The organism is Pseudomonas sp. Pseusp21, from assembly GCF_059492145.1.
This window is the reverse complement of the sequence record NZ_CP168520.1, coordinates 2,338,678-2,361,348: the sequence shown is the minus strand read 5'-3', so window position 1 is coordinate 2,361,348 and position 22,671 is coordinate 2,338,678. Positions and strand designations below refer to the sequence as shown.

The window sequence follows — 22,671 nt, the reverse complement described above, 5'->3', positions numbered from 1 at the left end:
TTTTACCTTGCAGCTCGAAGCTCGAAGCTTGCAGCTGGTTTTGTTGGAGCTCTACATGAAAATTCTGGTCACCGGCGCAAGCGGCTTCATCGGCGGACGCTTTGCGCGTTTCGCCCTGGAGCAGGGCCTGGACGTGCGGGTCAACGGTCGCCGGGCCGAGGGTGTCGAGAATCTGGTGCGTCGCGGTGCCGAGTTCGTTCAAGGCGATCTGAGCGATCCGGATCTGGTTCGGGAACTGTGCAATGACGTCGAAGCCGTGGTGCATTGCGCCGGCGCGGTCGGCCTTTGGGGCCGCTATCAGGACTTCCATCAGGGCAACGTGCAAGTCACCGAAAACGTGGTCGAAGCCTGCCTGAAGCAGAGGGTTCGGCGGCTGGTGCATCTGTCGTCGCCCTCGATCTACTTTGACGGTCGCGACCATCTCGGCCTGACCGAAGAGCAAGTGCCCAAGCGCTTCAAGCATCACTATGCGGCGACCAAATACCTGGCCGAGCAAAAGGTTTTCGGCGCTCAGGAATTCGGCCTCGAAACCCTCGTCCTGCGACCGCGTTTCGTCACCGGCGCCGGCGACATGAGCATCTTCCCGCGCTTGCTGAACATGCAGCGCAAGGGCCGTCTGGCAATCATCGGCAACGGTCTGAACAAGGTCGATTTCACCAGCGTGCACAACCTCAACGAAGCGTTGCTCAGCAGCCTGCTGGCCGACGCTTCCGCGCTGGGCAAGGCCTACAACATCAGCAACGGCGCCCCGGTGCCGCTGTGGGATGTGGTCAATTACGTGATGCGCAAGATGGAAGTCCCCCAGGTCACCAAGTACCGTTCCTACGGGCTGGCCTACAGCGTGGCAGCGCTCAACGAAGGTGTGTGCAAGCTCTGGCCCGGGCGTCCCGAGCCGACCCTGTCGCGCCTGGGCATACAGGTGATGAACAAAAATTTCACCCTCGACATCAGTCGCGCCCGGCATTATCTGGACTACGATCCGAAAGTCAGTCTGTGGACGGCCCTCGATGAGTTCTGTGGCTGGTGGAAGGCTCAGGACATTCGTTGATACGAATCTGCCGGCCGGCACTGAACCGCGCTACGGCTTGAGGGTCAACCCCAGCGGCCGCGGGGTTTATACTTCGCGCCAATCTGCCATCACCGCGTTTCACAAAGGTTGCCTCAATGTCCATGCGTAACGATGCCCACGACGATTTCGACGATGTACCGAGCCTGCGCGCCGATACCCTTGATGACGACGATTTTCCGGCCACCACCCGTACCTCCGTGCACTCGCGCACACCGCCGGTGGTCAAGGTCAAGGCCGCCAGCACCGGGCCGTTGTGGGCATTGGTTGGCGCATTGTTTTTTGCCTTCATTGGTCTGGCCTGGTGGAGCTTCCAGCAGATTTCGCTGATGGAGCAGCAACTGGTGGCGACCCAGGAAAGTTTCGCGCGCATCAGTGAGGAAGCGGCGGGGCGCCTGCAGGACATTTCCGGCAAGGTCGTGGCCAGCCAGACCAACGTCACCACCGACAGCGAAGCCCTGAAGCTGCAGATCAAACAGCTGCAAAGTGCGCTTCAGGATCAGAGCAAACAGCAGCAGGGCGTGGCCGGGCAGGCGACGGATCTGGACAAGCGCCTGGCGCAGATGACCGCCCAGACCACCGAACAGCAGAACGCCAACACCCAGTTGCAGGCACAGGTCAAAGCCCTGAGCGCCGAACTGGCCACGCTGAAAAGCACCCCGGCCGACACCAGCAAGCTCGATGCCCAGCTCAAGAACTTCGATGCCCAGGTGAAGGGGTTCGATGCGCAGTTCAAGAGCCTCGGTGCCGACATCACGGCCTTGAAAAAACAAGGCAATCCGAGCGCCGCCATCGACCGTCTGGAGCAGGAAATCGTCATCCTCAAGAGCGAGCAGGACAACCGTCCGGCTGCTGCGCAGGGTGGCACCAACACTGCCGAGTTCGACGCGTTCCGCGCGCAGATGACCCGCAACATCAACACCCTGCAAGCGCAGATCCAGAACCTGCAACAGCAACTCAACGCGCGTCCGTAAGCCTCTTGTGTGGCGAGGGCGCGCGCCCTCGCCACAGCAACATTCAGAAGCTTTCTGAATATCCATACATGCCTTCAGGCCGTCTACGCTCTTGAAACACCAACAAGAACGAGGGATGCGTCATGGGGTTTGTGCACAAGCTGGCCTGGCTCGGCGCGATGCTGCTGTTGAGTTTCGGTCAGGCCAATGCGGCCACCACGGAAAAAGACGACAGCAAGGCCGCCATCGCCTTGCTGGAAAAGGCTCTGGCCTATTACCACGACAACGGCGACAAGGCGTTTGCGGCGTTCAGCCGTCAGGGCGAATTCGTCGACAAGGATCGCTATGTGTTCGTGGTCGATACCAAGGGCGTGATGCTCGCCAGCGGTGGGCCGTCGTCGGCATTGATCGGTCGCGACGTCAGCGAAGTCCTCGGGCCGGACTTGCAGAAGTCCTTCAAGGACGCCTTGAAAGTGCCGGAAGGCAACGGCATCCAGCAGGCCGAATACCGCTGGCAGAACTGGTCCGACGGCAAGGTCGAGCGCAAGCACGTTTACTATCAACGCGTCGGTCAGCGGATTCTGGCGGTGGGTTATTACCTGCCGCGCGCGTCGGCGGAACAGGCAAAAGCGTTGCTCGACAAGGCTGCTACCGATTTGACCAAGGATGAGAAGGGCACGCTGTCCGCGATCAACTCGCTCAAGGGCGGTTACCTCCAGGACGACCTGTATGTGTTCGTGGTCAATCTCGACAACCACCGCTACGTCGCCCACGGCACCAATCTGCGGTTGATCAACACCGATTTCGCCAAGGTCGACGATCCCGAAGGCAAACCGGTGGGCGAACCGATTCTGGCGCTGATCGGCAAACAGGATGAGGGCGAGTACGAGTACCGCTGGAAAAACCCGGTGACCGGCAAGGTCGAGAACAAACATGCCTACCTGAAGAAGGTCGGGAACATGCTGGTGGCGGTCGGTTATTACAGTGCTTGATTGCTGAAAGCTCCCACGCGGCGCGTGGGAGCGATCGGCATCAATCAGCGGGCGCCGTGCTCACGGCCCCGCAGCAACCGGTTCGGCATCGCAATCGCCGCCGCCAGCCCGAGCAGCGAGACCGCCGCGCTGACCATCAGCAAATGCCGGAACGTCACCAGCAATTCGGCACGCAAGGCGTTCTGCGCATCGCCGGGCGCCGCGTTCAGGCCATCGAGCAGCACGTTGCCGGAATGCCCTTCGCTCATCAGCGAGCTGCCGGCCAGGTGGGCGAAACTGGAGTCCTGCAACAACGCCAGCAACAGCGCCGACATCAACGCCACGCCTACCGCACCGCCCAGGGAGCGGAACAGGTTGGTGGTGCTGGTGGCGACGCCAATGTCCTTTTGCTCCACCGAATTCTGCGTACCGACCAGCGAGGTCGGGAACTGCATGCCGCCGGCGATCCCGCTGAGCAACATGAACAGGCTGCTGAGCAGCGTCGCATCCGGCGGGCTGAAGGCCATGCCGAGGATCGAGATCGGCATCAGCAGCGCGCCGGTCAGAATCTGCGGTTTGTAGCGCCCGGTAATCGAGGTGCGACGTCCGGCGAAATACGCGCCGATCGGCAAACCCATCGCCAGCGGCAGCAAGTGCAATGCCGCGCTGTCGGCCCCCGCGCCGGTCACGCTCTGAAAGCGCAGCGGCATCAGCACAATCAACGAAATCGCCTGGAAGCTGCAAAAGAAAATCGTGCACCAGCACAGCAGAGCGCTGCGGTTGGTGAACAGGTGCATCGGCAGCAACGGCTCCCGGGCGCGCCGCTCATGCCAGACGAACACCGCCAAAACCGCCACCGCGCAAGCGAACAGCCCGAGCACTTCGCTGCTGCGCCACGCATGGCCCTGGCCGACCTGAGTGATCGCCAGCAACAGAGCGGTCAGGCCGATGATCATCAACAGGGTGCCGAGATAATCGATGACCGGTTTGCGCTGGGGAATCGGCAGGCCGATCAGGTTGCGTCGCGCCACCCAGTACGCGCCGAGGCCCAGCGGCAGGTTGATCAGGAACACCCAGCGCCACGACAGGTACTCGGTCATGTAGCCGCCGAGCACCGGGCCGGCAACGCTGGCCACCGCGTACATGCTGGAGAAATAGCCCTGATAACGCCCGCGTTCGCGGGGCGGCACGATGTCGCCGATGATCGCCTGACTCACCGAAATCATCCCGCCAGCGCCGATGCCCTGGAAAATCCGCGCCAGCACCAGTTGCTCCATGCTCTGGGCCATGCCGCAGAACAGCGAGGCGAGGGTGAACAGGCCCATGCCGAACAGCATCAGTTTGCGCCGCCCGTACAGATCGCCGAGCTTGCCGTAGATCGGCACCGCCACGGTCATCGCCACCATGTAGCCGGAAATCACCCAGGCCAGCAGGCTGACGTCCTTGAACTGTGCGGAAATGGCCGGCATGGAAACGGCGACGATGGTCTGGTCGAGCGCGCCGAGAAAGATCGCCATCATCAGCGCGACCAGTACGCTGCGAATGGCCGGTTTGGGCGTTTCGGGATGGTTGAGATTGGTCACGGGCAAAACCTGCGGGCAGTGAGGGTCCCGCAGATCGCCAGGCGAGCGGGGATGCTCGCCAGTGTAAGTCGGTAGGAAGCTATTCGATAGCCTCATAAGGAAGCCCGACGTAATTTTCTGCAATGGTTTTTTGACCGGCCTCCGAGCTGACAAAGTAGTCCAGTTCCGAAGCACAGATCCGCTGACTGAAATCATCGTGCTCGTCGAAGCGGTGCAGCATCGAAGTCATCCACCAGGAAAACCGCTCGGCTTTCCACACCCGGCGCAGGCAGATTTCCGAGTATTTCTCCAGCAAGTCAGTGCGACCTTCGCGGTAAACCTTCAGCAAAATCCTGAACAGCGTGCTGACATCGCTGGCCGCCAGATTCAGCCCCTTGGCGCCGGTCGGCGGAACGATGTGCGCCGCGTCCCCAACGAGAAACATCCGCCCGTATTGCATCGGCTCGACCACAAAGCTGCGCAGCGGCGCGATGCTCTTTTCAATCGACGGGCCGGTCACCAGCTTCTGCGCCAGATCCTCCGGCAGACGCTTGCGCAGTTCATCCCAGAAACGCTGATCCGACCAGTCGTCGACGTTTTCCTCGGCCGGCACTTGCAGGTAATAACGGGTGCGGGTCGCCGAGCGCATGCTGCACAGGGCGAAGCCGCGCTCGTGGCGGGCGTAGACCAGTTCCTCGTGAATCGGTGGCGTGTCGGCGAGAATCCCCAGCCAGCCAAACGGATAAACCCGTTCGAAGACTTTCAGGCAATCCTCGGGAATCGACTGCCGGGCCACGCCGTGGAAACCGTCGCAACCGGCGATGTAGTCACAATCGACGCGCCAGGTTTCGCCGTCCTTTTCGAAGGTGACATAAGCTTCGTCGCTTTTCATGTCACAGGGAACGACATGGCTGGCTTCGTAAATTGTCTGCCCACCGGTCTCCCGACGAGCGGCCATCAGGTCGCGAGTGACCTCGGTCTGGCCATAGACCATCACGGTTTTTCCACCGGTCAGGGCTTGCAGGTCGATGTGGATCCGGCGCCCGTCGAGGGCCAGTTCGAAACCACCGTGCACCAGCCCTTCGGCGTCCATCCGCTGACCCACGCCAGCCTCGCGCAACAGCTCTACCATGCCTTGTTCAAGCACGCCGGCGCGGATTCGGCCGAGCACGTAGTCAGGTGTCTGGCGCTCCAGAATCAGGGTGTCGATGCCGGCGTTGTGCAGCAGTTGGCCGAGCAATAATCCGGACGGACCGGCGCCGATGATGGCGACTTGGGTTTTCAGCGTTTTCATTGTTTTTATGACTCGCAAGCTTCACGCGACAACGGCCGGTGAATGAGTTTCAGGATTCGAGTGCTTGCATTTTTCCCTTGCGGGTCTGTCAATTGAAGGTGAAAACTGAGCCGATACCTGTACATTCTGCCAATCGGTGCGATTATCGCCCGCAAACCTCGAGGCCTGGATTGAAGTGATGAACAAGCCTGACCTGCCTTCGATTCCGGTGTTCAAGCTCTACGGTGAAAGCCTGGACTGGCCGACCCCTGACTTGCTGCACTGTGAAACCATTTCCAAACGCAGCCGCGAACACCAATGGGAAATCAAACCCCACCGCCACGCCGATTTGTGCCAGTTGCTCTTCGTATTCAAAGGTCAGGCAGAGCTTGAAATCGAAGGCCAACGCACGCAACTGAACGAAGCCGCGATCCAGATCCTGCCGCCGTTATCGGTGCATGGATTCCGTTTTTCCGAGGACGTCGAAGGATTCGTCGTCACCCTCGCCACACCGTTGATCAACCATTTGCAGGCGCAACTGGGCAGCTCGGTGCAGGCCCTGGCCCAGGCCGAAAGCTATCCGGCGGGCAAGGACGCGGAGTACCTCAACAGTCTGTTTGCCGCGTTGCAGGCCGAGTACAACGGCCATCAACCGGCGCGGGAAATGCTCATGCATTCGCTGGTCAGCGTGATCATGGTCTGGGTCAGCCGCCAGGCGATCCACCGTCACAACGCCACGCAACGCCCGCAGCGTCAGCGCGAATACCTCAACGGGTTCATTCAGCTGGTGGAAGAAACCTACCGCCAGCACGTCAAGGTCGAAGACCTGGCCCATCGGCTGGGGATTTCCGTCTCGCACCTCAACGGCACCTGCCGCGAACTGGCTGGGCAACCTGCGTTGCAGATCATGCATGAACGTCAGCTACTGGAAGCCAAGCGCCTGCTGACTTATACCAGCATGACCATTTACGAGATGTCCGAGGTGTTGGGGTTTTCCGATCCGACCAACTTCACGCGCCTGTTCCGGCGCCGGGTGGGGATCTCGCCAAAGGCGTTCCGCGACCGCTTGAAGGCCGAGCAGAACGACGACGCCTGAACCTGGTATCAGCGCAGGGCGTTGAGGGTGGCGTTGTGAGGGATGCAGCGCTCGAAGTTGCAGCTCGCGTACTCACGGGGCAGTTGTCGCAACTGCTCCACGCGCCATGCCGCGGTGCCGTACAGCGCCAGCGTGGCCGCGCAGGTGATGAAAATCGCGAAGTATCTTCTTGTTCTGGTGTTCATGGCGTTGACCTCTGAACGAATACCCTTGGGTACTACTTTCAGCATAGGCCACGGCAGAGCAGCTGCAAGCTTTGAGCTTTGAGCTTCAAGAATGAAGCAGACTCTCCGCTTGCAGCTTGCAGCTTGCAGCTTGCAGCTTGCAGCTTGCAGCTTTATAGCTGATCCCATTGCGGGTTTTCGGGAAAACGCTGCACCAGAAAGTCCAGCATGCAGCGCAACGCTGCCGGCATGTGCTTGCGTGAGGCATAGACGGCGTAGATGTTCATCTGCCGGGGCTCGGCGTGGGGCAGCAGGCGAACCAGTTCGCCGCTGTGCACATGCACCCCGGCCTGATAGGTCGGCAGCATCGCCACGCCAGCGCCGGCCAGGGTCGCGCGCAGCAGGGTGCTGGCCTCGTTGGCGCTGATGTTGCCCTGCACCGGCACCGAAACCGGTTCGCCATCTTCCTCGAAATGCCACAGGCTCTTGCCGAAATAGGAATGGGTCAGGCAGTTGTGCCGGCTCAGATCTTCAACCCGCTGCGGCTGCGGATGTTCCTGCAGATAAGCGGGCGCGGCACAGACCACCGAGCGGCAGACCGTCAGACGCCGGGCGATCAGGTTGGGGTCGAGGTCGTTGCTGGTGCGGATCGCCAGGTCGATGCGCTCGTCCACCAGGTTCACGGTGCGATCGAGCATTTGCAGGTCGATGCTCACCCCCGGATACGCTTTGACGAACGCCGCCATGGCATCGGCCAGTTGCGCCTGACCGAACGAGGTGCTGACGCTGATCCGCAGCAACCCCCGTGGCGCATCGGCGGGTTCGCTGACGGCGGCCTGCATGTCACCGGACAGCTCCAGCATCTGCCGGCAGCGCGGCAGGATTTCGTTGCCGGCGGCGGTCAGGCTCAACTTGCGCGTGGTGCGGTGCATCAGGCGCGCGCCGACCCAGTCTTCCAGTTCCGCCAGATAGCGCGACACCACCGGCCGCGACAGGTCCAGGTGATCGGCCGCTGCCGACTGACTGCCCAGATCCACCACCGTGACAAACACCCGCATTGCTTGGAGACGATCCATGATTTGCCCGCTTTCAGAAACAAACTATGTTCAAGCATCGCATTTTTTGTAACGAGTCTGGCAACTAAGCTCTGTCCCCATCGCCAAGCACGGCATTCGAACAGCGGAGCAACCCATGATCGGCTTCACCACCCTCAAGCGCGTTTTACTGGCCACCGCCACCCTCGGCTTTGCTGCCCACGCAGCGGCCGCGAATCTGACCCTCGATGTCTACAACCCGGGCACCCACGCGATCTTCCCGGTGACTTCGGTACTGGTCAGCGGCGAGAAGGACGCGATTCTGGTGGACGCGCAGTTCGGCAAATCCCAGGCCGAGCAAGTGGTGGAAAAGATCCGCGCCAGCGGCAAGCAACTGACCACCATCTACATCAGCCACGGTGACCCGGATTACTACTTCGGTCTCGACACCCTGACCAAGGCATTCCCGGATGCCAAAGTGCTGGCCTCGCAACCGACCGTTGATCACATCAAAAAGACCGTCGACGGCAAACTCGCCTTCTGGGGTCCGAAAATGGGCGCCGACGTGCCGGCCAAAACCATCGTGCCTGGCGTACTCAAGGGCGACAGCCTGATGCTCGAAGGGCAGAAATTGCAGGTGGTCGGCCTGGACGGCAAACAACCGGATCGCAGCTTCGTGTGGATCCCTTCGTTGAAAGCGGTGGTCGGCGGTGTGGTCGTCGCCGAGAACATCCACGTGTGGATGGCCGACACCCAGACCGCGCAATCCCATGCCGACTGGCTGCAAACCCTGCACTCGATCGAAACCCTGAAACCGAAAACCGTGGTGCCGGGTCACTACCTGGGTGACAGCGCCCGTTCGCTGGCAGCGGTGAAATTCACCGCCGACTACATCAAGGCGTTCGACGCAGAAACTGCCAAGGCCAAAGACTCTGCCGCGCTGATCTCCGCGATGAAAAAACGCTACCCGTCACTGGGCGAAGAAAGCTCGCTGGAGCTGAGCGCCAAAGTCGCCAAGGGCGAAATGCAGTGGTAACCCGATTCTGAAAAACGCAGCACTCTCAAGCCAACTGGAGAATGTCATGAGCAAGATCGCAATCATTGGTGCCACCGGCCGTGCCGGCAGCCAATTGCTGGAAGAAGCCCTGCGTCGCGGCCACAGCGTCACCGCTATCGCCCGGGATACCTCGAAGATCGGCGCTCGTGCCGGTGTGGTCAGCAAGAATGTCGACGTGCTGGACGCCGCCGCGTTGCAGGACGCCGTCGCCGGTCACGATGTGGTGATCAGCGCCGCGCATTTCGCCACGGTGCCGGCCAGCGCGCTGATCGGCCCGGTGAAACAGGCCGGGGTGAAACGTCTGCTGGTTGTGGGCGGTGCCGGTTCGCTGTTGCTGCCGGACGGCACTCGCGTGATCGACAGCGCTGGCTTCCCGGCCGAGTACAAGGCTGAGGCCAGCGCCGGTGCGGCGTTCCTTGATGCCTTGCGTCAGGAAAAGGAACTGGACTGGACGTTCCTGTCGCCGTCGGCGCTGTTCTTCGAAGGCGAGCGCACCGGTAAATTCCGCGTCGGCAAGGATGACTTGCTGGTGAATGCTGAAGGTCAGAGTTCGATTACCTTTGCCGATTATGCGATTGCGCTGATCGACGAAGTGGAAACGCCGAAGCACTCGCGTCAGCGGTTTACGGTCGGTTACTGACCGTATGATCGTTCCCACGTCGAGGCGTCGAACCGTCCGCGTGGGAATGCCTCACTGGACGCTCCGCGTCCGCTTCGGCATGGGACGCGGAGCGTCCCGGGCTGCATTCCCACGCGGAGCGTGGGAACGATCAAAGAAGGGGTGCGTGGAAACGATCATCAAGTGAGGGCGGGCTCAGCGGGTATGCGCCTGTTCCACCAACCACCCCATCAATTCCTGCAACTTCGCCGAAGGCTCCGACGCCGGCGCGACGATGTAATAGCCCAATCCCGTCTTCACCTTCAGATCGAACGGCATCACCAGTCGCCCGGCGTTCAAGTCGTCGCCGATCAGTGACCAGTCGCCGATCGCCACCCCCGTCCCGTGGGACGCCATCGACATCGCCTGATCCAGCGTCTCGAAATGCTGACCGCTGGCGATATTGCTCAAGTGCAGTTCGGCGGCTTCGAGCCACAGCGTCCAGTCGTCATCCGTGTGAGTCGGGTGCAGCAGCAGATGCTGTTGCAGATCTGCCGGTGTGTGCAGGGCCGGTCCACCGTTGAGCAGCGTTGGCGAACAGACTGGCGTCAGTTGTTCATCGAACAGATGCAGGGTCGCGGGTGAGTCGTGTGGCGCGGTGCCGTAGATCACCGCCGCATCGAACTGCTCGCGATGAAAATCCACCCCGTGCTGCAACGAGGCCGTGAGCTTCACCGGTACGTCCGGGCGCTCGCGCTGCCATTGCAGCAGACGCGGCAACAACCAGCGCATCACGCAGCTCGGCGCCTTGAGTTGCAGGGTCTCGCGTTTGGCGCCGATCTGCTCCACCGAGTCGCCGATCAGGCTGAACACCTGCTGCACCCGTGGCAGCCATTCGCGACCTTCGGCCGTCAGCTCCAGGCCCCGGGCCAGGCGAATGAACAGCTCATAACCCAGATGTTCCTCCAGCCCGGCGATCTGCCGGCTCACCGCACCCTGGGTGATGTGCAACTGCTCGGCGGCCCGGGTGAAGTTGCAGCACTGCGCGGTGATCAGAAACGTATGCAGGGCGGGCAGGGGAGGCAGTCGTTTCATGTGGATCCAAGGTATGACGTGAGGACATGGCTAGTATGAGCTTTTATCGATTGTTGCGGCTACGGGTCGCCCGTTTCAATGAGGCCAATCACCGGTTCCTTTAAAGCCCGGTGCCTCAACGAACAAGAAGGGCAAAGACATGGCGACGTGTGGCGAAGTACTGGTCAAGTTACTCGAGGATTATGGGGTCGAGCAGGTGTTCGGCATTCCCGGGGTGCATACCGTGGAGCTGTATCGCGGGCTGGCCCGTTCGAGCATCAACCACGTCACCCCGCGCCATGAACAGGGCGCCGGCTTCATGGCGGACGGCTACGCCCGCACCAGCGGCAAACCGGGTGTGTGTTTCATCATCACCGGCCCGGGCATGACCAACATCACCACCGCGATGGGCCAGGCTTACGCCGATTCGATCCCGATGCTGGTGATCTCCAGCGTGCAGTCGCGCAGTCAACTGGGCGGCGGACGCGGCAAGCTGCACGAACTGCCGAACCAGAGCGCACTGGTCGGCGGCGTGGCGGCGTTCTCCCACACGCTGATGTCGGCGTCCGAATTGCCGGGCGTACTGGCCCGTGCTTTCGCGCTGTTCCAGGCCGGGCGTCCGCGTCCGGTGCACATCGAAATTCCGCTGGATGTGCTGGTCGAAGAAGCCGACGAACTGCTGACCAGCGTGCCGGTCAACATCGACCGCGCCGGTGCTGCGCCGGCCGCCGTGAGCCGCATGACTGAACTGCTGGCCGGCGCCCAGCGTCCGCTGATCCTCGCCGGTGGCGGCGCCATCGACGCGACTGCCGAACTCACTGAACTGGCCGAGCTGCTCGATGCACCGGTGGCCCTTACCATCAACGCCAAAGGTATGTTGCCGTCCAGCCATCCGCTGTTGATCGGTTCGACCCAGAGCCTGGTGGCGACCCGCGCCCTGGTGGCCGATGCCGACGTGGTCCTGGCGATCGGCACTGAACTGGCCGAAACCGACTACGACGTCACCTTCGCCGGCGGCTTCGAAATCCCCGGCAAGCTGCTGCGCGTCGACATCGATCCGGATCAGACCGTACGCAATTACCCGCCTCACGTGGCGCTGGTCGCCGACTCACGCAACGCCGCACAGGCGCTGCTCAGTTCGCTGTCGCACAAACCGCTGGCCGAGCGCCGCAACGACTGGGGCCAGGTGCGCGCCGCGCGTCTGCGTGAAGACTTGGCCGCGACCTGGGACGCGCCGACTTTGGCCCAGACCCGTTTCCTCGAAACCGTGCTGCACGAATTGCCGGACGCGGTGTTCGTCGGTGACTCCACGCAACCGGTGTACACCGGCAACCTGACCTTCAACCCGGAGCGTCCGCGCCGCTGGTTCAACTCGTCCACCGGTTACGGCACCCTCGGTTACGCCTTGCCGGCGGCGATTGGCGCATGGCTCGGCGGCTCTCTGGAACATGGCGCGCGTCCGCCGGTGGTGTGCCTGATCGGCGATGGCGGTCTGCAATTCACCCTGCCGGAACTGGCCAGCGCCGTGGAAGCGCGCACTCCGGTGATCATCCTGCTGTGGAATAACCAGGGTTACGAAGAGATCAAGAAGTACATGGTCAACCGTGCCATCGAGCCGGTAGGTGTTGACATCTACACCCCGGACTTCATCGGTGTGGCCAAGGCCCTGGGTTGCGCGGCGGAGGCGATCAGCTCCGCCGAACACCTGCGCAGTGCATTGCGCGCCGCCACCGATCGTCAGGGCCCGACCCTGATCGAGATCGACCAGACCCAATGGATGAAGGCGGTGGCCCAATGATGAATTTCCCGACCACACTCGACGGCCTGTACATCAACGGCCAATGGTCCGCCGGGCGCGAACACCTGCGCGTGATCAACCCGGCCACCGAAGCGCTGCTGACCACGGTCAACGGCGGTGACGAACGCGCCGTCAATCAAGCGGTAACGGCGGCGACCGAAGCCTTCAAGGGCTGGTCGAAAACCACCGGTGCCGAGCGCGGCGCGATCCTGCGCAACATCGCCAATGGCGTGCGCAACGGTCGCGAACATCTGATGAAGTTGCAGTCGAGCAACAACGGCAAACCGTCGTTCGAAGCGGGTATCGATGTCGACGACGTGATCGCCACGTTCGAGTACTACGCCGATCTTGCCGAAGGCCTCGACGCTAAAAATGACAGCGACGTGCCGCTGCCCAGCGACGACTTCAGCGCACGTCTGCGCCGCGAGCCGTGCGGTGTGGTCGGGCTGATCGTGCCTTGGAATTTTCCGATGGTCACCACCGCGTGGAAACTCGCGCCGGCCCTGGCCGCCGGTTGCTGCGTGGTGCTCAAACCGTCTGAAGTCACACCGCTGCCGGAGCTGGAGCTGGCGACCATCATCGCCGAATCCGGTCTGCCCAAAGGCGTGTTCAACCTGGTGTGCGGCACCGGTCTGGCGGTCGGTGCGCCGCTGTCGGCGGACCCGCGCATCGCCAAGGTTTCCTTCACCGGCAGCAACGCCGTGGGTGTGCAAGTGATGCAGCGCGCCGCTGAAACCGTGAAGGGCGTGAGCCTGGAACTGGGCGGCAAGTCCTCGCTGCTGATTCTGGAAGATGCCGACCTGGATCTGGCGGTGGAGCTGGCTTGCGGTGGCGGCTTCTTCAATGCCGGGCAGATGTGCTCGGCCACCAGCCGGGTGCTGGTCGCCGATGAACTGGCCGATGAGTTCCTGATTCGTCTGAAGGCCCGCGCGGAAAAAATCCGTGTCGCCGATCCGTTCGATCCTGACGTCGAGATGGGCGCACTGGTCAATCAGGCGCAGTACCAGCGTGTGCTCGGTCATATTGACCGTGGCCTCAGCGCCGGGGCCAAGCTGATCTGTGGCGGCAATCGTCCCGCCGATCTGCCGCGCGGCTATTTCTTGCAGCCGACGATCTTCACCGAAGTGCCCCTCGACAGTGCGCTGTGGTGCGAAGAGATTTTCGGCCCGGTGATCTGCGTGCGCAGTTTCGCTTCGGAGGCCGAGGCGATTGCCCTGGCCAACGACAGCCAGTTCGGTCTGGTGGCCAGCGTGGTCACCCGTAATGCCGAGACCGCGGATCGGGTCGCCAATGCCTTGCAGGCGGGGCTGGTGTGGCTCAACGCGCCGCAGGTGATCTTCCCGCAGACGGCGTGGGGTGGCTACAAACAGAGCAGCATCGGCCGCGAGTTGGGGCCGTGGGGCCTGGCGGCATTTCAGGAAATCAAGCACGTGATCCGCGCGCTCTGAATGCCCGAAAAAGGTCAGCGCATGCCTCGCAACGAGGCATGCGCCGGCGTCATGGCTCCAATGAGTTTTTATCGATAGTCAGGTGTTTTGCACGACCTCAGGATGAACCCGCAGACCACGCTCAAGCCCTTTGAAACCGGGCGCTTGAGCAATATCGGTCAAGCAGATGCAAGGGTTGCGATCAATCTCATACTTACAAGAATAATGGGAGTCCCAAATGGGCGAGCACGATCTGAACAGGCGTCAATTCATCAAAACCGTCGGCGTGGCTTCGGTGGCTGCGGCGGCCATGAGCATGCCCTTCATCCGGGCCAGTGCCAGCGACACCCGCTTTGCCGGCAAGACCCTGCGCCTGTTGACCTGGTCCGATGACACGGGCCTGGCTGCACTGCGCAACATCGCTGCAACGTTCGAAGCCAAGACCGGCGCCAAAGTGATTGCCGACCGCACCGGCAGCACCTCGGAAATGGTCGCCAAACTCAAGGCCGGCGGTGACCGTCCGCAGTACGACATCATCACTCTGGCTGGCGTTGGCGCCGAAGGTCTGGCCGCTGCCGGACTGCTGGAAAAACCCGATCTCAACCGCATTCCCAACCTGGTCGACGTCCCGGAAAAATACCGCACCGGCGCCAACGGTCACGGCATCGGCTACCTGCTGTGGTGCAACAGTCTGGTCTATAGCACGCGCACCCAGAGCACCGCGCCGGACAGCTACGCGGCACTGTGGGACGCCGATCTGGCGCCGAACATTTTCCTGCCGCCGCCGAACTGGACCGAAGCGATGGACCTGATCATCATCGCCGCGAAACTGGCCGGTGGTGACGAGCACAACATCGAACCGGGCTTCAAGAAACTCGCCGAGCTGAAAGACCGCGTAGTGACCCTGGGCGAAAACCCCAACCAGATCGCCGAGCTGTTTCGCACCGGTTCCCTGGACATGGGCGGCCTCTACGCCCCGGCGTTTTTCCCCAAACAGATCCGCGACCCGAACTATGGCCTGGGCGCCACGTTCGGCATGAAGGAAGGTTTCTACACCGACCTGATGCTCTCGGTGATGCCGAAGAACCGTCCGGGCGACACCGACCTGGCCTACGCCTTCATCGATCACTCCCTCGACCCGCTGGTGCAGGGCAAGATGGCCGAAGACATCTTCAACGGCCCGGTCAACGCCAAGGCGATCATCTCCGCCAAAGCGCGCAAGAGCCCTTTCATCCTCACGCCGGAGCAGATCGCGGAGAAGGCGATCATGCACGACAACGCCTTCCTGGCGACCGTGCATGACCAGTGGATTCGTCGCTACACGGAAATCTTTTCTTCCTGACGCCGACCTTCCGGGGCCCCGCATGATCGGGGTGCCCGGGAGATTCGTTTTCCATTGACGAGATCATTGCTATGGAACATCAATCCCTGACCCAACCGGTCGGCACGGGTGACGTGCGCCCGGCGCGTGGCGTCTCGCCGACCGCGCGGGCGTGGTTTTTCCTCACGCCGTCGATGCTGTTTCTCGGCGTGCTGATTGCCGCCAGCCTGCTGGTGCTGCGCATGAGCGTCGGCACCAAGGGCGCGGAGTGGTCGGGCTTCAGCCTGGCCAGTTACGCGCAGTTGCTCGAACCCTACTACCTCAAATCGTTGCTGCTGACCTTGCGTCTGGCGCTGATCAGCGCGGTGATCGCGGTGGTGCTGGCGATCCCGGTGGCGTACACCATGTCGCGTCTGACCTCGCCGTTCGTGCGGCGGATCTTTCTGGCGGCGGTGCTGTTGCCGCTGCTGGTCAACCTGCTGCTGCAAAGCTATGGCTGGCTAGTGATCCTCGGTCCCGGCGGCATGCTCAACCAGACCTTGATGGGCCTCGGTCTGATCAAGCGGCCGATCATGTTGCTGTACAACCAGAACGGCGTGTTGATGGGCCTGGTGCAGACCGCGTTTCCGCTGGCTGTGCTGCCGATTGCCAGCGCCATGCGCGGCGTCGCCCGCAGCTACGAAGAGGCTGCCGCGACGCTGGGCGCCAGTCGTTTTCAGGTATTCCGTCAGGTGGTGCTGCCGATGAGCCTGCCGGGGATCATCACCGGCGCGACCCTGGTGTTCGCCTACAACGCCAGCAGCTTCGTGGTGCCGCTGCTGCTCGGCGGTCGGCGCGTGCCGATGCTCGCGGTGATGGTGCATGACCAGATCGCACCACTGATGAACTGGCCCGCCGCATCCGCCGCCGGGGTGGTGCTGATCGTCACCACGCTCGCCATCATGACCTTGTCCGAATACATCACCGGCCGCCGTCGCCGTCTGCTGGAGGCTTCGCAATGAGTGCCCTGATCAAGAAGCGTCAGTCGCTGTTGCCGGGCGACACCGGCAAGTTCGCCGGCATTCTGTCCGGGATCATTTTGTTCCTGGCCGTGTTGCCGATTCTGACCATGATCGTGATGTCGTTCAGCGGTGCGTCGAACCTCGATTTCCCGCCGAGCAGCTACAGCCTGCAGTGGTACAAGGCGGCGTGGCACACCTTCGTCTCGCCGGACGCCAGCGATGTGTTGAGCCTCGGCCAGGCCATGGGCACCAGCTTGCTGGTGTCGTGCCTGACGATGATTTTCGCCACGCTGATCGCGGTGCCGGCGGCGTACGCGCTGACCCGCTGCGAGTTCCGTGGCAAGGGCGTGGCGCTGCAACTGATGTCGCTGCCGCTGGTGTTCCCGATGGTGGTGCTGGGGCTGGCCTTGCTGCTGGTGTTCGACAGCCTGCCGTTCCACATGACCACCTCGCGGCTGGTGATCGCCCACGTGATTCTGGCGCTGCCGTTCGTGGTGAAGAACTGCACGGCGGCCATGCTCTCCATCGGCAGCGAAGTCGAAGAAGCCGCGCAGATGCTTGGCGCGTCGCCATTGAGGGCCATCGTCGATGTGGTGGTGCCGTTGATGAAGTCGGGGATTCTGGCGGGGATGCTGCTGGCGTTCATCGTCTCGTTCAACGAATTCACCGTGACCTATTTCCTCTACACCATCGACGTCATGACCGTGCCGATCTGGATGTACAGCCGCACTGTGTCATCGCTCGACCCTACCGTGTTCTCGTTTGCCGTGCTGATCGTGCTGATCGACTTCGTCCTGATCTGGGCGCTGGAGAAGCTGGTCGGTGAGGGCGGCGTTTCCTTTTGATTGTGAGGTGCAATATGACTGGACTGATTCTGGAAAACGTCGAGAAACACTACGGCTCGGCCTGCGCGGTAAAAGACGTCAACCTGCATTTGCCCGAGGGCAAACTGGTGTGCTTCCTCGGCCCGTCGGGCTGCGGCAAGACCACGTTGCTGCGGATGATCGCGGGGCTGGAAACCCTCACCGGCGGCGAGATTCGCCTGGACGGCGAGGACATCGGCCACACCCCGGCGCACCTGCGCAACTTCGGCATGGTGTTCCAGTCGCTGGCGCTGTTTCCGCACATGACCGTGGGCGAAAACATCGCCTATCCGCTGAAACTGCGCGGTGTGAGCAAGGCCGATCAACAGGCGCGGGTGGTGGAGTTGCTGGAACTGATCCAGCTGCAGCCGATGATCGATCGCCCGGTGGCCAAGCTCTCCGGTGGTCAGCGTCAGCGAGTGGCGATTGCCCGGGCGATTGCCTCGCACCCGAAAATCCTGTTGCTCGACGAACCGCTGTCGGCGCTGGATGCCAAGTTGCGTGAGTCGATGCAGGTGGAAATCCGTCAGCTGCAACAACGCCTGAACATCACCACAATCATGGTTACCCACGATCAACGCGAGGCCATGACCATGGCCGATATCGTGGTGGTGCTGGGCGAGCATCGGGTGCAGCAGGTGGGTACGCCGATTGAAATCTATCGGCACCCGGCCAACGAATTCGTCGCGGACTTTATCGGCTCCGGCAATATCTTCCCGGCCACCGCGCTGGGCGATGGCAAGGTCGTGCTGCCGGGGGGCGATGCGCTGCAAGTGCCGATCTGCAGCAGCATCGTGGTCGGGCAGAAGGTGAAAATGCTGATTCGTCCCGAAGATCTGCAACTGTCGGCGCCCCAGGCTACGGCGGGCAATCGTCTGCTGGGCAAGGTGACGTTTGTGCGGGATATCGGCGCGACCATCGAGACTACGGTGGAGTGTTCAGGGGTGACGTTCACGGCGCTGAGCACGCCGTGTCAGGGCTTCGGTCTGGGGATCGGGCATCCTGTTTCGGTGACGTTGCCGAGTGAGGCGTGTCGGGTGCTCGGCGCTTGATACTGACTTGCCCCCGAATCCCCCCCACCCCAGCCCTCTCCCGGAGGGAGAGGGAGCCGACCGAGGTATCTGGCGTTATCCGTCGACCTGAGCGACCGAGTCGACTATGGATTCAAAGCCAGTCGATCAACTTGATGATGGATTCAAAGCCGATCGTTCAAGTCGGTGAACCTCGTCAAGATCCCCCAATCGGTTCCCTCTCCCTCCGGGCGGTCCGACGTTTCGGGAGGGCTAGGGTGAGGGGGAGCTTTTGAGTTCACACCGAAAGCCGCAACCGCGCCAGATCCCTCAACGGCGGCGCCCCAAATAACCGGCTGTACTCACGACTAAACTGCGACGGACTTTCATACCCCACCCGATACCCCGCCGCCGACGCTTCCAGCCCCTCAGCCAACATCAAACGCCGCGCCTCTTGCAGGCGCAGCTGCTTCTGATACTGCAACGGGCTCATCGCCGTCATCGCCTTGAAGCGGTGATGCAAGGTCGAGACGCTGAGGTTCACTTCCTTCGCCAGGTCATCAATGCGCAGCGGCTGTTCGAAGTTGCCGTTGAGCCATTTGATCGCCTGGCTGATGCGGTGGCTCTGGCTGTTGGCGATGGCGATTTCGTATAGCCGATGGCCCTGCGGACTGCGCAACAGGCGATAGAGAATCTCCCGGCGGATCAGCGGCGCGAGCATGGCGATGTCTTTCGGCGCGTCGAGCAGACGGGCCAGGCGCAGCACCGCATCGAGCATGGCGCTGTCGATCTTTTCCACATACAAACCGCGCCCGGTCGGCCGGGTCGGCACGCCCATCGGGCCGGCATCGGCGATCAGCGCAGTGATCTCCGCCGGATCGATGTCCAGGCGCACGGCGAGGATCGGTTCCTCCGGCGAGACATTCACCACCCGACCGCTCAACGGCATCGAGACCGACACCACCAGATAATTGAGCGGGTCGTAATTGAAGAACTCATCCGCCAGCCGTACCTCTTTGCGCCCCTGGGCCATGATGCACAGCGCCGGTTGCGCAAGCACCGGGGCGAAGTCATGGGACTGGGTGTGGCGCGACATGAACAGCGAACCGACGGCAGTGGCATAACTGCCATCTTCGGACGTGTTGCGGCGGATGATCGCCGCCAGTTCCGCGCGCTGCTTTTCCATGTCGGCATCGGGTGGCGCTTGAAAACGATCGAATGACGTCACGTGCGGCATCCTCGGCAAAGTCGGTGGAATGGAGCAGAGCATAAGTTTGTGCAAGTCAGGGCGGTAGACACATCCTGCGAAATGCTTGCCTGATCCTGCATTGGGTTGTTGGCCCATCCAGCCATAGCAGGACGCAGGTGGTCAGAGTTGCCCGAAACCGGTGTGACAGGACGGTGACAGGAATTTACGACCTGTTACAGGTCTGCAAGACAGTCTCGCAGGATTGTGCAACGCGACGGCAGGAATCGACTAACGGCGAACGGGGGGCGGCCCTTAACCTTGAATCCTGTCGCAGCCCGTCCCCGGCTGCCACGCGACTCCCTGGGAGGGTTGAACATGTCCAAGCAGATTCCCGTCAGTCATATGGCCTTCGTTCGAGCGCGTGCCGGACGTTCGGCGGAACTCGGCATGCGCCTGAGCGCCCTGATCGAACCGTCCCGCGCCGCCCCCGGCTGCCTGAGCTTTGCCTTGCAGCATTCGCAGTGTGATCCCGAGTTGTGGCTGGTCTCCGGTTTCTGGAGCAACCAGCAGTCGATGACCGCGTACTTCAGCAGCCCGTCGATGGAAGTCTTTGCCGAGCTGGTGCAGGACCTGGTGGTCAACAGCCTGGATTTCCACACGTTCAAGGAAGTCTCGGCCGCACAGGCCGTAGGGCAATGCACCGCGCCGATACACAAACTCGCCGGTTGAATGTTTAATGTCCGGCTTATCCGACTGAGCCAGGACCTGCGATATGGCACGTAAAGAGTTCGAACACTTCGAAGCGGTTTCCGCTGTCGTCCCCGTCGAGTTGGGCGGCAACAAGGGTTATCACGCGGCGATCGCCGTCAAGGCCCTGGTCGACGGCGGCGCGCCGCGCTTTCACAAGCTGCTGAATGATCAGGTTTTCCCCGGCGCCATCGCGGCCGATGAAGCCGCGATCAATGAGCTGGACAAGCTCAAGGGCGTTACCGACGACGCCGAGCTGATCTGGTAAGCACTTACTTCGTCGCCCCCGGGCGCCACATCTTGAACAACGCCTCCGGCCCCAGCTGGAAGTAGTCCGCCGGCCCGCCGCCCCGCAGTATCGGTTCGGCGGCGGCGGTGTCGTAGATCCCGTCCTTCAACAGCCACTTGGCAATGTGCACGGCGACCACTTCGCCGAGCACCAGCCAGCTCGGCACGGTCTCGCCGTCGGCGCGCTGCAACTGAATGATCTGGGTGACCTTGCACTCGAAGGACACCGGGCTTTCGGCCACGCGCGGCACGGCAATCACCTTCGACGCCACCGGTGTCAGCCCCGCCAGTTCGAACTCATTGACCTGCGGCCCGACCATCGCGCAGCTCTGGTTCATCTGCTCGGCCAGCGGGCGGGTGGCGAGATTCCAGACGAATTCGCCGGTCTGCTCGATGTTGTTCAGGCTGTCTTTGCGACCGACGCTGGAGAACCCGATGATCGGCGGAATGTAGTTGAACGCGTTGAAAAAACTGTAGGGCGCCAGGTTCAACCGGCCCTCGGCATCCTGCGACGAAATCCAGCCGATGGGACGCGGGCCGACGATGGCGTTGAACGGATCGTGCGGCAGGCCGTGGCCGTTGGCCGGTTCGTAGAAATGGATGTCATCGGGCATGGCGGGTGTTCCTGGAAACGGCTGTCAGAGAGCGGCCATAGTGCAAGGACGGGCGGCTGATTTCCAGCCCTCCAGACATGACTAAGCCCGGCCGAAGCCGGGCTGTGGTGTGTGCATCCTGCCGATCAGCTGATGGCAGCGGCAGTACCGGTTTTATCGAAACCGTCTGCGGCGATAGCGTTGGCAGTGCCGGTCTTGTCGAAACCATCCGCAGCAACGGCTTTGCCGACGTTGGTCTTGTCGAAGCCGTCAGCAGCATAGGCGCCGGTGTGGCTGGTTTCGATGGCAGCGCTGGCGCCGGAAATGAAGTCGGCGGATTTGGTTTTGTCCGAGCCATCGGCGGCGAAGGTGTTGGCGGCCAGTACGGACAGGGTCAGGGCGAGGATCAATTTGGTTTTCATGGTCGTTGTCTCCGGGTTCGTTGGCGATGTGTTTCGCATGGGGTTCATGCTACGCCAACTAAATTGATTAAAAAGCGCAAAATAATGCTAAAAACAATCGATTAAATTGATATTAAGGGCGGCGCATTCAATTCGCTTTCGTCGTCGGAGCGAGCGTCGCGCAGTTAATCGATCAGGTAGGTGCAGGATGCGGCAGGGGCATTAACCGGTGATTAATCGCCGTTTTTTGCGTGTGTGACAGATTTTTCATGGATTCCCGACCGGTTTTTCACCCGCGCAACGCCAGTCTGCCCACGGCCATAAAGCCAAAAACCGGCCGTCACACACTGGAGCGTTGCCTGCGATGAACAAACTGCCTCAAATCACCCTGGCCTTCTGGGTCATGAAAATCTGCGCGACGACCCTGGGGGAAACCGCGGGGGATTTGTTGTCGATGACCCTTAACGTCGGCTATGCCATCAGCTCGCTGATTCTGATCAGCGTGTTTGTCCTGACGCTGATCGCGCAGCTGATGTCCAAGACCTACAAGCCGCTGCTGTACTGGATCGTGATCCTGTCGACCAGCACCGCCGGCACCACCATGTCGGACTTCATGGACCGCACGCTGGAACTGGGTTACGCCACCGGTTCCATGATCCTGATCGCGATCCTGCTGGCGATCTTCGCGGCATGGCGCCTGAGCGGCGACTCGCTCAACGTCACCAAGGTGCAGAGTTTTCGCGGCGAGATGTTCTACTGGATGGCGATTTTGTTCTCCAACACCCTGGGCACCGCGCTCGGCGATTACCTGGCGGACGACTCGGGTCTGGGCTTTGCCGGTGGCGCGCTGTTGATCGGCTCGGCGATTGGCGTAGTCGTGCTGCTCAAGTACTTCACGAAGATTTCGACGGTGGCGCTGTTCTGGGTGGCGTTCGTGCTGACCCGGCCGTTTGGCGCGACCTTGGGCGACTTGATGACCAAGTCCCATGAGAAGGGTGGGCTGGACTTTGGCACCATCGGTTCGTCGGCGGTGCTGGCGGGGATTCTGCTGGTGATGATCGTCGGGGCGTCGTATGCGCAGAAGCGTTATGGCAAGCCGCAGGTTGCCGAGTCGGCATGAGACCGAGTTGACGTCAATCGCGAGCAGGCTCGCTCCCACATTGGATCGGCGTAAATCTGATCCTG

23 protein-coding genes are annotated in these 22,671 nt (G+C 61.8%); 15 read left to right on the top strand and 8 right to left on the bottom strand.

Features of this window, described 5'->3' with window-relative positions; translation table 11 throughout:
• The first annotated feature begins 55 nt into the window (after nt 1–55).
• The 3 genes from ACEN93_RS10630 to ACEN93_RS10620 all read left to right on the top strand — a co-directional run bounded on the left by ACEN93_RS10630 (nt 56) and on the right by ACEN93_RS10620 (nt 3,011).
• On the top strand, nt 56–1,048 hold the full coding sequence (locus ACEN93_RS10630) for an NAD-dependent epimerase/dehydratase family protein (protein ID WP_495611388.1): 993 nt from the start codon (nt 56–58) through the stop codon (nt 1,046–1,048).
• A 116-nt stretch (nt 1,049–1,164) separates the two neighbouring features.
• Nucleotides 1,165–2,040 carry an ATPase gene (locus ACEN93_RS10625; protein ID WP_103387417.1) on the top strand — a complete coding sequence of 292 codons (876 nt, stop codon included), beginning with the start codon at nt 1,165–1,167 and terminating at the stop codon, nt 2,038–2,040.
• A gap of 122 nt (nt 2,041–2,162) precedes the next feature.
• A complete protein-coding gene (locus tag ACEN93_RS10620) occupies nt 2,163–3,011 on the top strand; it encodes a cache domain-containing protein (RefSeq protein WP_495611387.1) in 849 nt (282 codons plus the stop codon).
• A gap of 44 nt (nt 3,012–3,055) precedes the next feature.
• Here ACEN93_RS10620 and ACEN93_RS10615 read toward each other — a convergent pair whose 3' ends face one another.
• Nucleotides 3,056–4,573: an MDR family MFS transporter gene (locus ACEN93_RS10615; protein ID WP_103387419.1), complete on the bottom strand. Its 1,518-nt coding sequence runs from the start codon at nt 4,571–4,573 to the stop codon at nt 3,056–3,058.
• Nucleotides 4,574–4,652: 79 nt separating this feature from the next.
• Nucleotides 4,653–5,837: a 4-hydroxybenzoate 3-monooxygenase gene (pobA, locus tag ACEN93_RS10610; protein ID WP_371857926.1), complete on the bottom strand. Its 1,185-nt coding sequence runs from the start codon at nt 5,835–5,837 to the stop codon at nt 4,653–4,655.
• Between the two features lie 187 nt (nt 5,838–6,024).
• On the opposite strand from pobA, the gene ACEN93_RS10605 reads away from it, so the two are divergent.
• A complete protein-coding gene (locus ACEN93_RS10605) occupies nt 6,025–6,921 on the top strand; it encodes a helix-turn-helix domain-containing protein (RefSeq protein ID WP_039765907.1) in 897 nt (298 codons plus the stop codon).
• A gap of 8 nt (nt 6,922–6,929) precedes the next feature.
• Here ACEN93_RS10605 and ACEN93_RS10600 read toward each other — a convergent pair whose 3' ends face one another.
• Together ACEN93_RS10600 and ACEN93_RS10595 are read right to left on the bottom strand one after the other, a co-directional pair.
• Complete coding sequence (locus tag ACEN93_RS10600) at nt 6,930–7,106, bottom strand: hypothetical protein (RefSeq protein ID WP_166225760.1); 177 nt, start codon at nt 7,104–7,106, stop codon at nt 6,930–6,932.
• Nucleotides 7,107–7,258: 152 nt separating this feature from the next.
• The gene (locus ACEN93_RS10595; protein ID WP_203546238.1) at nt 7,259–8,161 is read right to left on the bottom strand and encodes a LysR family transcriptional regulator; all 903 of its coding nucleotides are present in this window, start codon (nt 8,159–8,161) and stop codon (nt 7,259–7,261) included.
• Between the two features lie 115 nt (nt 8,162–8,276).
• Between ACEN93_RS10595 and ACEN93_RS10590 the strand changes: the two genes are divergently transcribed.
• Together ACEN93_RS10590 and ACEN93_RS10585 are read left to right on the top strand one after the other, a co-directional pair.
• Nucleotides 8,277–9,155, top strand: a complete 879-nt coding sequence (locus ACEN93_RS10590) for an MBL fold metallo-hydrolase (protein ID WP_039765911.1) — start codon at nt 8,277–8,279, stop codon at nt 9,153–9,155.
• Nucleotides 9,156–9,201: 46 nt separating this feature from the next.
• Nucleotides 9,202–9,816 (top strand): NAD(P)-dependent oxidoreductase, encoded by a 615-nt coding sequence (locus ACEN93_RS10585; RefSeq protein ID WP_495611386.1) that lies wholly within the window; start codon nt 9,202–9,204, stop codon nt 9,814–9,816.
• A gap of 174 nt (nt 9,817–9,990) precedes the next feature.
• Here ACEN93_RS10585 and ACEN93_RS10580 read toward each other — a convergent pair whose 3' ends face one another.
• Nucleotides 9,991–10,869 (bottom strand): LysR substrate-binding domain-containing protein, encoded by an 879-nt coding sequence (locus ACEN93_RS10580; protein ID WP_074688417.1) that lies wholly within the window; start codon nt 10,867–10,869, stop codon nt 9,991–9,993.
• 139 nt (nt 10,870–11,008) lie between these two features.
• Between ACEN93_RS10580 and ACEN93_RS10575 the strand changes: the two genes are divergently transcribed.
• The 6 genes from ACEN93_RS10575 (at nt 11,009) to ACEN93_RS10550 (ending at nt 18,310) form a co-directional block, all read left to right on the top strand.
• On the top strand, nt 11,009–12,646 hold the full coding sequence (locus ACEN93_RS10575; protein WP_495611385.1) for a 5-guanidino-2-oxopentanoate decarboxylase: 1,638 nt from the start codon (nt 11,009–11,011) through the stop codon (nt 12,644–12,646).
• Complete coding sequence (locus ACEN93_RS10570) at nt 12,646–14,094, top strand: aldehyde dehydrogenase family protein (RefSeq protein WP_495611384.1); 1,449 nt, start codon at nt 12,646–12,648, stop codon at nt 14,092–14,094. Before ACEN93_RS10575 ends, ACEN93_RS10570 begins: the two co-directional genes overlap by 1 nt.
• Nucleotides 14,095–14,311: 217 nt before the next feature.
• Nucleotides 14,312–15,415: an extracellular solute-binding protein gene (locus ACEN93_RS10565; protein WP_495611383.1), complete on the top strand. Its 1,104-nt coding sequence runs from the start codon at nt 14,312–14,314 to the stop codon at nt 15,413–15,415.
• Nucleotides 15,416–15,486: 71 nt separating this feature from the next.
• On the top strand, nt 15,487–16,395 hold the full coding sequence (locus ACEN93_RS10560) for an ABC transporter permease (protein WP_039765919.1): 909 nt from the start codon (nt 15,487–15,489) through the stop codon (nt 16,393–16,395).
• On the top strand, nt 16,392–17,240 hold the full coding sequence (locus ACEN93_RS10555; protein WP_007960165.1) for an ABC transporter permease: 849 nt from the start codon (nt 16,392–16,394) through the stop codon (nt 17,238–17,240). The genes ACEN93_RS10560 and ACEN93_RS10555 overlap by 4 nt, the downstream gene beginning before the upstream one ends.
• Before the next feature lie 14 nt (nt 17,241–17,254).
• Complete coding sequence (locus ACEN93_RS10550) at nt 17,255–18,310, top strand: ABC transporter ATP-binding protein (RefSeq protein ID WP_262158713.1); 1,056 nt, start codon at nt 17,255–17,257, stop codon at nt 18,308–18,310.
• A 256-nt stretch (nt 18,311–18,566) separates the two neighbouring features.
• On the opposite strand, the gene ACEN93_RS10545 is transcribed toward ACEN93_RS10550, so the two are convergent.
• On the bottom strand, nt 18,567–19,496 hold the full coding sequence (locus tag ACEN93_RS10545) for an AraC family transcriptional regulator (RefSeq protein WP_039765922.1): 930 nt from the start codon (nt 19,494–19,496) through the stop codon (nt 18,567–18,569).
• A 336-nt stretch (nt 19,497–19,832) separates the two neighbouring features.
• Here ACEN93_RS10545 and ACEN93_RS10540 point away from each other — a divergent pair, with 336 nt between their 5' ends.
• The gene (locus tag ACEN93_RS10540; RefSeq protein ID WP_103387316.1) at nt 19,833–20,186 is read left to right on the top strand and encodes a putative quinol monooxygenase; all 354 of its coding nucleotides are present in this window, start codon (nt 19,833–19,835) and stop codon (nt 20,184–20,186) included.
• 43 nt (nt 20,187–20,229) lie between these two features.
• Entirely contained in the window at nt 20,230–20,472 is a 243-nt protein-coding gene (locus ACEN93_RS10535; RefSeq protein ID WP_007960172.1) for a hypothetical protein, read from the top strand.
• Nucleotides 20,473–20,476: 4 nt separating this feature from the next.
• Here ACEN93_RS10535 and ACEN93_RS10530 read toward each other — a convergent pair whose 3' ends face one another.
• Together ACEN93_RS10530 and ACEN93_RS10525 are read right to left on the bottom strand one after the other, a co-directional pair.
• Nucleotides 20,477–21,106, bottom strand: a complete 630-nt coding sequence (locus ACEN93_RS10530; protein WP_085606680.1) for a flavin reductase family protein — start codon at nt 21,104–21,106, stop codon at nt 20,477–20,479.
• A 125-nt stretch (nt 21,107–21,231) separates the two neighbouring features.
• Nucleotides 21,232–21,507 carry a hypothetical protein gene (locus tag ACEN93_RS10525; RefSeq protein ID WP_039765925.1) on the bottom strand — a complete coding sequence of 92 codons (276 nt, stop codon included), beginning with the start codon at nt 21,505–21,507 and terminating at the stop codon, nt 21,232–21,234.
• Between the two features lie 343 nt (nt 21,508–21,850).
• On the opposite strand from ACEN93_RS10525, the gene ACEN93_RS10520 reads away from it, so the two are divergent.
• Nucleotides 21,851–22,606, top strand: a complete 756-nt coding sequence (locus ACEN93_RS10520) for a COG4705 family protein (protein WP_495611382.1) — start codon at nt 21,851–21,853, stop codon at nt 22,604–22,606.
• Nucleotides 22,607–22,671: the final 65 nt, after the last annotated feature.